We start from the raw sequence: 9,199 nt of genomic DNA on the forward strand, positions 1-9,199 counted from the left end.
ATGCCTACCCTGCGCTCCTTTTTCGCCGCGGCCCTGCTGGGCCTCAGTCTCGTCGTCGGCCCGCTGCATGCTGCCGAACCACCGTCCAGCGACGCCGTGCAGGCCAGCCTCGACAAGCTGGCCGACAGCAAACTGCCGGACGCCGACAAGAAGACCCTGCAGACCGTCCTGCAGAACACCCTCAATCAACTGAACAACCAGCGTGATTACGAGCAGAAGCTGATCGATCTCAAGCGTCAGCTGGCCAACGCGCCGAAGCAGACGATTGAAAACACCCGCGAACTCAGCCGTCTCAAGGCCACCGCACCGGTGCCGGTAGCGCAGCGCTTTCCGAAAGAGTCGATCCAGCAACTGGAGCAGATCCTTACCGATCGCTCGACCCAGCAAAGCGATCTGCAAAAAGCTCTGGCCGAAGCCAACAGCCTGATCATCACTGCACAGACTCGCCCCGAGCGCGCTCAGGCGGAGATTTCCGCCAGCCAGACGCGCATCCAGCAGATCAACACCATCCTCAAATCCGGCAAGGACACCGGCAAAACGGTCACCGCCGAACAGCGCGACCAGTTGAACGCCGAACTCGCCGCACTCAATGCACTGATTCCGCTGCGCCGCCAGGAACTGGCCGGCAACACCCAGTTGCAGGATCTCGGCAATGCCCAGCACGACTTGCTTTCGGAGAAATCCGATCGCCTCGACCGCGAGATCCAGGAACTGCAAACCCTGATCAACCAGAAACGTCTGGCGCAGTCGCAGGAAACCGTTACCCAGCAATCGATCGAGGCGCAGAAGGCCGGCGGCAGCAGCCTGCTGGCGAGCGAGAGCGCGACCAATCTCAAGCTTTCCGACTATTTGCTCAAGAGCACCGACCGTCTCAACGAAGTCACGCAGCAGAACCTGCAGACCAAACAGCAACTCGACACCCTGACCCAGAGCGATTCGGCGCTGGACGAGCAAATCAACGTGCTCAAGGGCAGCCTGCTGCTGTCGAAAATCCTCTACAAACAGAAGCAGGCGCTGCCGCACTTGAAGGTCGACCGCGACCTCGCCGACCAGATTGCCGATATTCGCCTGTATCAGTTTGATGTCAGCCAGCAGCGGGAGCTGCTGAGCAACCCGGCGTCCTATGTCGACAATCTGCTGGCTACCCAGCCGCCAGAGCAGGTCACCCCGCAACTGCGCAAAAGCCTCCTGGATCTGGCCAACACCCGCGCTGATCTGCTCGAGCGGCTGAACCGCGAGTTGAGCGCGATGCTCAACGAATCGATCACCCTGCAGCTCAACCAGAAACAATTGCTGAGCACCGCGCAAAGCCTGCGCGCGACCCTCGACGAACAGATGTTCTGGATCCCCAGCAACAAGCCGCTGGACGTGGAATGGATGCGCGGTGTGCCCGAGCGCCTGGAGCGGCAGGTCAATACCTTGCCCTGGGCGTCGAGCCTGAGCGAGCTGGCTGACGGCCTGACCCAGCGGCCATTGCTGTTCTTGCCTCTGGCGCTGCTGATTGGCGCCCTGTTGTGGCGCCGCAAGGCGCTGTACGGACGACTCAACAAGGTTCACCAGGACATCGGCCACTTCAAGCGCGACAGCCAGTGGCACACGCCGCAGGCGATTCTGATCAACATCCTGCTGGCGATGCCGGTGGCGCTGGGTCTGGCGCTGTGCGGCCTGGCCCTGCAGATCGACGCGCGCGGGCAGAACGCCAACATGGGCGCGGCGCTGTTGCAGATGGGCCAGGCCTGGCTGGTGTTCTACACCGCGTACCGGATTCTTGCGCCGGGTGGCGTGGCGGAATTGCACTTCCGCTGGGAAAAACCGCAGGTCGAGTTCCTTCAGGGCTGGGTGCGTCGATTGGGCCTTGTGGTCATGGCGCTGGTGGCCGTGGTGGCCGTCGCCGAATTGCAACCAGCGGCGCTGGCCGATGACGTGCTCGGCATGCCGGTGGTGCTGACCTGCTACGCCTTGATGGCGTGGCTGCTCAGTCGCCTGCTGATCAGCAGCCCGACGCACCAGAACGCTTCGCTGTTCCGCAAAGCCGTCGGAGTGATGTTCACCCTGCTGCCGATCGCCCTGTTTGTCGCGGTGTGCTTCGGCTACTACTACACCGCGCTGAAACTCAGCGACCGCTTGATCAATACCCTGTACCTGCTGATGTTCTGGCTGGTGATCGAGGCCACCTTCGTGCGTGGTCTGAGCGTTGCCGCGCGGCGTCTGGCTTACCAGCGCGCGCTGGCCAAACGGCAGGCGGCAAAAGAGGCCGGCGACGGCGAAGCGGTGATCGAAGAGCCGACGCTGGATATCGAAAAGGTCAACGAACAGTCCCTGCGCCTGATCCGCCTGGCCCTGCTCGGTGGTTTCATCGCGGCGCTGTACTGGGTCTGGTCGGACCTGATTTCGGTGTTCTCGTATCTGGACAACATCACCCTCTACGAATACACCAGCGGCACCGGCGCCAACATGAGCATGGTGCCGATCAGCATCGGCGACATGCTCGGCGCGCTGATCATCATCGGCATCACCTTCGCGCTGGCGCGCAACTTGCCCGGTCTGCTCGAAGTGTTCGTGCTGTCCAAGCTCAACCTGGCCCAGGGTAGCGCTTATGCGACAACGACGCTGCTGTCCTACGTGATTGCCGGCGTTGGTTTTGTCACCACCCTGTCGACCCTCGGCGTCAGTTGGGACAAGTTGCAATGGCTGGTGGCGGCGCTGTCGGTAGGCCTCGGTTTCGGTATGCAGGAGATCTTCGCCAACTTCATCTCCGGCATCATGATCCTCTTCGAACGCCCGGTGCGAATCGGCGACACCATCACCATCGGCAACCTCTCGGGTACGGTGAGCAAGATCCGCATCCGCGCCACGACCATCACGGATTTTGACCGCAAGGACATCATTGTCCCGAACAAGACGTTCATCACCGGGCAACTGATCAACTGGTCGCTGACCGACACCATCACCCGCGTCACGTTGAAACTGGGCGTCGATTACGGCTCGGATCTGGATCTGGTCAAGGAACTGCTGCTCAAAGCAGCCCGGGAGAACCCGCGTGTGCTCAAAGAACCGGAGCCACACGTGTACTTCCTCAACTTCGGCGAAAGCACCCTCGACCACGAACTGCGCATGCATGTACGCGATCTCGGCGACCGCAACCCGGTGCTGGATGAGGTTAACCGCTTCATCAATCGCGAGTTCAAGAAGCAGCACATCAACATCTCGTTCCGGCAGATGGAGGTTTATCTGAAGAACCTGCACGGTCAGGAATACAAGATGGTGCCTGTGGAACCCGAGAACAAAACCATCGTGCCGATCGTCGACGGGCAGAAACCGTTGCCGGAACCGCCACCGAGCAAACTCGACTAACCGACATGGTCCCAGCAGAATGCTCGGACATTCTGCTGGAGCCGGCCCGTGAAAGCCCTCGACGAACTGACTTTCGACAACCGCTTTGCCCGCCTGGGCGACGCGTTCTCCGCGCACGTGCTGCCCGAACCGATCGACAATCCGCGTCTGGTGGTCGCCAGCCCGGCCGCTCTGGCCTTGCTCGATCTCGATGCGGCCAGCGCCGAAACCGAAGAATTCGCGCAACTGTTTGGCGGCCACAAGCTGTGGGCCGACGCCGAGCCACGGGCGATGGTGTATTCCGGGCATCAGTTCGGCGGTTATACCCCGCAACTGGGCGACGGGCGCGGTCTGCTGCTGGGCGAGGTGTACAACACCGCCGGCGAGCATTGGGATTTGCACCTCAAGGGCGCCGGGCAGACGCCGTTTTCGCGCATGGGCGATGGCCGCGCGGTGCTGCGCTCATCGATTCGCGAGTTTCTCGCTTCTGAAGCGCTGTACGCACTGAACATTCCGTCCTCGCGGGCCGCCTGCGTGATTGGCTCCGATACCCCGGTCTGGCGGGAAAAGCAGGAACGCGCGGCGATGGTGCTGCGTCTGGCGCCGAGCCACATCCGCTTCGGCCACTTCGAATATTTCTACTACACCAAGCGCCCCGAGCAGCAGAAACAGCTCGGCGAGCACGTGCTGGCGATGCACTTCCCCGAATGCCTCGAACAACCGGAACCGTATCTGGCGATGTTTCGCGAGATCGTCGAGCGCAACGCCGAACTGATCGCCAAGTGGCAGGCTTATGGCTTCTGCCACGGCGTGATGAATACCGACAACATGTCGATCCTCGGCATCACCTTCGACTTCGGCCCGTTCGCCTTCCTCGATGACTTCGACGCGCATTTCATCTGCAATCACTCCGATGATCAGGGCCGCTACTCGTTCAGCAATCAGGTGCCGGTGGGTCAGTGGAACCTCAGCGCGCTCGCCCAGGCGCTGACGCCGTTCATCAGCGTCGAGGCCCTGCGCGAAACCCTCGGCTTGTACCTGCCGCTGTTCCAGGCGCACTACCTCGACCTGATGCGCCGCCGCTTCGGCTTCACCACCGCCGAGGACGACGATCAGCAACTGCTGGAAAACCTGCTGCAACTGATGCAGAACAGCGGCGTCGACTACACGCTGTTCTTCCGCCGCCTCGGTGAAGAGTCAGCCGAACAGGCCATCGCCCGCCTGCGCGACGATTTTGTCGATATCAAAGGTTTCGATGCATGGGGCGAACGCTACGTCGCCCGGGTCGGCCGCGACGGCAATGCCGATCAGGCACAACGCCGCGCACGGATGCATGCCGTCAATCCGCTGTACATCCTGCGCAATTACCTTGCGCAAAAAGCGATTGATGCGGCTGAGCAAGGGGATTATGCCGAGGTACGCCGACTGCATGCGGTGCTGAGCAAACCGTTTGAGGAGCAGCCGGGGATGGAGGGTTACGCCGAGCGGCCACCGGAGTGGGGAAAGCATTTGGAGATCAGTTGTTCTTCGTAGGCGCTTCAGCTTAGCGGGTCGATTGCACTGATTACACGGTCGACGATGTCAGACATTGTCACGTCATCCAGTCGCTCGATGAATTTGGCCGTGCCGTCTCGTACCCGTTGTTCTATGTCAAAACTGCGAATCTGATTACACACCGCTACACCATTGGTTTCGTGGCCAGTAATGGCGACCGCCAAACCCATATTCCGGCTGAAATTCCCACCGCTAGTAACAGGCACCGTCATGCTCACGCCCAATGCGTTGATCTCTCTGGGCGTGATCACCACAAAGCGATGTCTGTTCATCATCTCCCGCCCCGCCACTGGGTTTGGATCAATCCAGTAAACGTCACCCCGCTGAGGGGGCTGTCGGCGCACCATCAACCCAGCTCCCGGCCGACAGAATCACCTTCAAGGGTCTCGCTAGTCTGGGCGTTAAGTTTCTGCAATTCTTCTGCGCCTTCGAGTAGCTCTGACAAACTATAACGCTTACGCGTAGCGGCTACGGCTGGACGAGCAATCAGTTCGCCATCGACCACATTCAGCTCTAGCTGTGCGCCAACCTCCAGATGCAACAACTTTAAAAGCGTGGGCGGAATCGTAATGACGGCAGCGCCGCCTTGGCGGCGTATCTTGGAAGTTACGGACATTATGTCGCTCCGATTTGATGCATAGGAATCATCGATTCCTGGACTAGTGCAACAAAAGTAGCACGCAGATAAAGACAAAGCGATCTCCTCACGACAAGCTAAAACGCCGAATTGGTCTTCAGACTAGCCATCGATCCCGGAACGGTTTTGAGAAAAATGTGAGCAGTTGCGACATTGATAAGTTGGCAGATCGACTCCAAATCAGTTCTATAGACTGCCTATCAGAGAACCAATCATGACCACCCCACTCCTCATCCCCTGCCCCTCCTGCAACGGCGTCAACCGCATTCCAGCCGAGCGTCTCGCCGATCAACCCAAGTGCGGACGTTGCAAATCTGCGGTACTGCTGAGCAAGCCTTTCGAACTCAAGCAAGGCGATTACGCCAGTCAGATCAAGGGCGATCTACCGTTACTGGTGGATGTCTGGGCGGACTGGTGCGGGCCGTGCAAGTCGTTTGCGCCGGTGTTCGAACAGGCTGCTGCGCAGCTGGCGGGCAAGTGTCGGCTGGCCAAGCTCGACAGCGAAGCGAACCAGCAATTGTCGGCGCAGTTGGGGATTCGCTCGATTCCGAGTCTGATTCTGTTTAAAAACGGCAGGGAAGTGGCGCGGCAGAGCGGTGCGTTGCCATTGCCGCAGTTGATGGCGTGGCTGCGTAGCCAAGGCATCTGACCCGACACAGACCACCCTGTGGGAGCGAGCCTGCTCGCGAAGGCGGTCGATCATTCAGCGCCGATGTTGAATGTGCCGGCCTCTTCGCGAGCAGGCTCGCTCCCACAGGATTTGTGTGTGAGTCGGGGAATCAGTGGTCTTCCAGCAGATTGTGCAGTTCCACAAACTGCTGGGTCAGCTTGTGCCGTGGATCGAGGTGGATCAGCGGCATGCTGGCCTGGTGCGACTCGCGCATGCGCACCGAACTGCTCAGGTACACCGGCAATACCGGCAAGCCTTCGGCGATCAACTCATCGAGCATCTGCTGCGGCAGGCTGGCCCGCGCCTGAAACTGATTGACCACGATGCCTTCGACTTCCAGGCCTTCGTTATGGTCGTCCTTCAACTCCTCGATCTCGGCGATCAGTCCGTACAGGGCCTGACGTGAAAAGCTGTCGCAGTCAAAGGGGATCAACACTCGATCCGCGGCAATCAGCGCCGATACCGCGTAGAAATTCAGTGCCGGCGGGGTATCCAGATAAATCCGGTCGTAGTCTTCCGATAGCTCATCGAGCAACTTACGCAGCTTGTTGATCTTGTGCTTGGCCTCGAGCTTGGGCTGCAGGTCGGCCAGTTCGGCAGTGGCGGTAATGATGTGCAGGTTGTCGAACGGGGTTTCGTAAATGTCCGCCTGATTCTTTTTCGAGAACGGCCCGGAGGACAGGGTTTGTTTGAAGAAATCGGCGATGCCCATCGGGATATCGTCGCCGGTGAGCCCGGTCAGATACTGAGTGGAATTGGCCTGCGCATCGAGGTCGACCAACAACGTGCGATAACCCTCGCTGGCGCTGACCGCCGCCAGATTGCAGGCGATGCTGGATTTGCCCACGCCACCTTTCTGATTGAACACCACGCGCCGCATGACCAAACCTCCGTGTATCAAAGAATGACCGAGTGTAGTTGGCGGTGACCGCGCTTCGCTACCTTCACCGACATGGACTACGTCGTCAGGTGTAAAAATCGACGCCCAGACATGGAAAAAACCGCCAGCCATCCCAGAGACACCTGACAGACACGCCGCGTCAAATCTGGATAATGGCCAAGTGATAGCCATGCAGCGAACCGCTCGGTACATTTTGTTGGGCAAAATGTAACCAACATTTGCTACACACCCGTCGCACCGGGATAATGCGCGCCACCCGGCGCCCTGCGCCAAGCCAAGCCTGCTGCGGCGCTGGCGACTCAACGCGTCAACGAAAGCCCGCAGGGGCGGGATGAATGTCCGTGATCAACTTCAACATCGCCCAATGGCGCGCGTGGGCCCCGGGGCTCGACAGCGTGGACGCCTGGCAGGCCTGGAGCCGACAACCGGTCGTGCTGCAGAGCAGTGATGCCGCGCCCGATGTGTCGTTTCTGCCGGCCATGCAACGCCGTCGCCTCAGCCGCCTGGCGCGGATGGCCTTCAGCGTTGGCTGGCCACTGGCCGACGGACGGGAGAATCTGCCGCTGGTGTTCGTCTCGCGGCACGGCGAAACTCCACGCACGTTTGAAATCCTCCGCGATCTGGCCACCGAACAGCCCTTGTCGCCGACCCAATTCAGCCTTTCAGTGCATAACGCGATCATCGGTTTGTGGTCGATCATGCGCGGTGAAACCAGCGAAATGACCGCCCTCGCGTCGGCTGGCGATGGTCTGGAGCACGGCATGCTTGAGGCAGCCGCGCTGCTCGAAGAAGGCGCCCCGGCCGTGCTGCTGGTAATCACCGAAGAGCAGCCGCCGGAGGCGTATTCGCAGTGGGTCGATGATGTGCCGTTCCCTTACGCGCTGGGTTTATTGCTCACGCCCGGTACCGACTGGCGGCTGACCCTGAACAGCAGCACCGAAACCCGGTCAAAGGCGCACTGGCCGCACGCGCTCAACCTGCTGCGAACCCTGCTCGGCCAGCAACCTGACTGCCAACATGCGTGGAAAAATCGTGTATGGACCTGGCATCGCAACCCGTGACCGCCAAACACCGCGATGCCTACTACTGGCGCCTGCTGGCCACTGCTGCGAGCTTCGCGTTGTTCGGGCTCGGCGGGCTGTGTCTGCGCCTGCTGGTATTTCCGCTGCTCGGCTGCCTGCCCGGTGACGCGCTGGTCCATCGCCTGCGCGCGCGGCGCACGGTCAGTCGCTTGTTCTGGTTTTTCGTGCGTTTCATGGCCCGCACCGGCGTGCTCTCTTACGACATCGAGGGTGCCGAGCGCCTTGGTCGGCCGGGGCAGATGATCATCGCCAACCACCCGTCGCTGATCGATGTGGTGTTTCTCATCGGCCTGGTGCGCCACGCCAATTGCGTAGTGAAGAAAACCCTTTGGGAAAACCCGTTCACCCGTGGCCCGCTGCGCCGCACCGAGTACATCAGCAACGACGGCAGCATGGACATGCTCGACGCCGCCGCACAGTCGTTGCAGAACGGTCAGACCCTGATCATTTTCCCCGAAGGCACGCGCACCCAGCCGGGGCAGGCACCGGCCTTTCATCGGGGGGCGGCGGCGATTGCCTTGCGCGGTGCGAAAATCGTTACACCGGTGATCATCAAGGTCAACCCGACCACCCTGACCAAAGCCGAGCCGTGGTATCGCATCCCCCATCGCCGCGTGCACTTCAGTTTTCGCGTGGGGGCCGATATAGACCCACAGACCTTCGCCGCGCAAGGCCCCGCACCGCAGGCCTCGCGCAAGCTCAACGATTATTTGCATGACTATTTCATTAAGGAGCTCGCCGCAGATGAGCGAACTGAACACCGCTAGCCTGGTGCGTGACATCAAACTGCTGATCATCGACGCCCTCGGCCTCGAAGACATCAGCCCTGAGGACATCGGCGACGAGCAAACACTGTTCGGCGAAGGCCTCGGCCTGGACTCTGTGGACGCGCTGGAACTGGGTCTGGCGATCCAGAAAAAATACGGCATCAAGATCGACGCCGATGCCAAAGACACCCGCAACCATTTCACCAACGTGGCCAGCCTTGCGGCATTCGTCACGGCAAAACAGGCAGCTTGAGA

The 9,199-nt window shown here is 60.4% G+C and carries 9 protein-coding genes; 6 read left to right on the forward strand and 3 right to left on the reverse strand.

Annotation, left to right across the window (positions count from 1 at the left end):
• Together mscK and selO are read left to right on the forward strand one after the other, a co-directional pair.
• Positions 1–3,354 carry a mechanosensitive channel MscK gene (mscK, locus tag KVG85_RS18155; RefSeq protein ID WP_217864562.1) on the forward strand — a complete coding sequence of 1,118 codons (3,354 nt, stop codon included), beginning with the start codon at positions 1–3 and terminating at the stop codon, positions 3,352–3,354.
• A 48-nt stretch (positions 3,355–3,402) separates the two neighbouring features.
• A complete protein-coding gene (gene selO / locus KVG85_RS18160; protein ID WP_217864563.1) occupies positions 3,403–4,866 on the forward strand; it encodes a protein adenylyltransferase SelO in 1,464 nt (487 codons plus the stop codon).
• Between the two features lie 5 nt (positions 4,867–4,871).
• On the opposite strand, the gene mazF is transcribed toward selO, so the two are convergent.
• Entirely contained in the window at positions 4,872–5,234 is a 363-nt protein-coding gene (gene mazF / locus KVG85_RS18165) for a type II toxin-antitoxin system toxin MazF (RefSeq protein WP_217864564.1), read from the reverse strand.
• Positions 5,234–5,503: a type II toxin-antitoxin system antitoxin MazE gene (mazE, locus tag KVG85_RS18170; RefSeq protein ID WP_008077592.1), complete on the reverse strand. Its 270-nt coding sequence runs from the start codon at positions 5,501–5,503 to the stop codon at positions 5,234–5,236. The genes mazF and mazE overlap by 1 nt, the downstream gene beginning before the upstream one ends.
• Before the next feature lie 235 nt (positions 5,504–5,738).
• Here mazE and trxC point away from each other — a divergent pair, with 235 nt between their 5' ends.
• A complete protein-coding gene (gene trxC / locus KVG85_RS18175) occupies positions 5,739–6,173 on the forward strand; it encodes a thioredoxin TrxC (RefSeq protein WP_095181008.1) in 435 nt (144 codons plus the stop codon).
• 130 nt (positions 6,174–6,303) lie between these two features.
• On the opposite strand, the gene KVG85_RS18180 is transcribed toward trxC, so the two are convergent.
• Positions 6,304–7,074: a ParA family protein gene (locus tag KVG85_RS18180; RefSeq protein ID WP_024011296.1), complete on the reverse strand. Its 771-nt coding sequence runs from the start codon at positions 7,072–7,074 to the stop codon at positions 6,304–6,306.
• A 356-nt stretch (positions 7,075–7,430) separates the two neighbouring features.
• Here KVG85_RS18180 and KVG85_RS18185 point away from each other — a divergent pair, with 356 nt between their 5' ends.
• The 3 genes from KVG85_RS18185 to KVG85_RS18195 are packed head-to-tail and all read left to right on the forward strand — an operon-like array spanning position 7,431 to position 9,197.
• Positions 7,431–8,156, forward strand: a complete 726-nt coding sequence (locus KVG85_RS18185) for a beta-ketoacyl synthase chain length factor (protein WP_217864565.1) — start codon at positions 7,431–7,433, stop codon at positions 8,154–8,156.
• Entirely contained in the window at positions 8,132–8,944 is an 813-nt protein-coding gene (locus KVG85_RS18190; RefSeq protein ID WP_217864566.1) for a lysophospholipid acyltransferase family protein, read from the forward strand. Before KVG85_RS18185 ends, KVG85_RS18190 begins: the two co-directional genes overlap by 25 nt.
• Positions 8,922–9,197, forward strand: a complete 276-nt coding sequence (locus KVG85_RS18195; RefSeq protein WP_039756723.1) for a phosphopantetheine-binding protein — start codon at positions 8,922–8,924, stop codon at positions 9,195–9,197. The genes KVG85_RS18190 and KVG85_RS18195 overlap by 23 nt, the downstream gene beginning before the upstream one ends.
• The last annotated feature ends 2 nt before the right edge of the window (positions 9,198–9,199 follow it).

Source organism: Pseudomonas triticicola, assembly GCF_019145375.1.
Lineage (GTDB): Bacteria > Pseudomonadota > Gammaproteobacteria > Pseudomonadales > Pseudomonadaceae > Aquipseudomonas > Aquipseudomonas triticicola.

Excerpts from the sequence above, each read along its gene's own strand:
- mazF (WP_217864564.1), bottom strand. The coding sequence starts at position 5,234 with ATGGTGCGCCGACAGCCCCCTCAGCGGGGTGACGTTTACTGGATTGAT.
- mscK (WP_217864562.1), top strand. The coding sequence starts at position 1 with ATGCCTACCCTGCGCTCCTTTTTCGCCGCGGCCCTGCTGGGCCTCAGT.
- mazE (WP_008077592.1), bottom strand. The coding sequence starts at position 5,503 with ATGTCCGTAACTTCCAAGATACGCCGCCAAGGCGGCGCTGCCGTCATT.
- KVG85_RS18195 (WP_039756723.1), top strand. The coding sequence starts at position 8,922 with ATGAGCGAACTGAACACCGCTAGCCTGGTGCGTGACATCAAACTGCTG.
- trxC (WP_095181008.1), top strand. The coding sequence starts at position 5,739 with ATGACCACCCCACTCCTCATCCCCTGCCCCTCCTGCAACGGCGTCAAC.
- KVG85_RS18180 (WP_024011296.1), bottom strand. The coding sequence starts at position 7,074 with ATGCGGCGCGTGGTGTTCAATCAGAAAGGTGGCGTGGGCAAATCCAGC.
- KVG85_RS18190 (WP_217864566.1), top strand. The coding sequence starts at position 8,132 with ATGGACCTGGCATCGCAACCCGTGACCGCCAAACACCGCGATGCCTAC.
- KVG85_RS18185 (WP_217864565.1), top strand. The coding sequence starts at position 7,431 with ATGTCCGTGATCAACTTCAACATCGCCCAATGGCGCGCGTGGGCCCCG.